General features: G+C 70.2%; 1 protein-coding gene. It reads left to right on the forward strand.

Annotated elements, in window-relative coordinates; translation table 11 throughout:
- Positions 1 to 228 (forward strand): hypothetical protein (locus KZZ04_RS19640; RefSeq protein ID WP_219423949.1); only part of this gene is annotated, 228 nt, incomplete at its 5' end.
- Between the last annotated feature and the right edge of the window lie 34 nt (positions 229 to 262).

Below are 262 nucleotides of genomic sequence, written 5' to 3' on the forward strand. Positions count from 1 at the left end.
GTGCCGGGCCCCATGCCCGACCTGAGCCGGCCCGGCCTGCCGATTCCCGCGAGTGTCCAGCGGATCTGGCTGCTGGGCGATGGGGACAGCGACCGCTTCACCACTGAAACGGCCTTGGAGCGCGCTGCGCGCCGCTTCCGTGCGGGTCGGCCGGATCTCGACGTGCGCGCCGCCTGGGCGCCGACGGGCGAGGATTTCAACGACGTGCTCAGAAGGGCTGCGGCATAAAGAAGGTCACTCCAGCCATGCTCGGCGAGTTCGC

Source organism: Pseudoalteromonas sp. CR1 (genome assembly GCF_019392235.1).
In the GTDB taxonomy this organism is placed as follows: domain Bacteria; phylum Pseudomonadota; class Gammaproteobacteria; order Enterobacterales; family Alteromonadaceae; genus Pseudoalteromonas.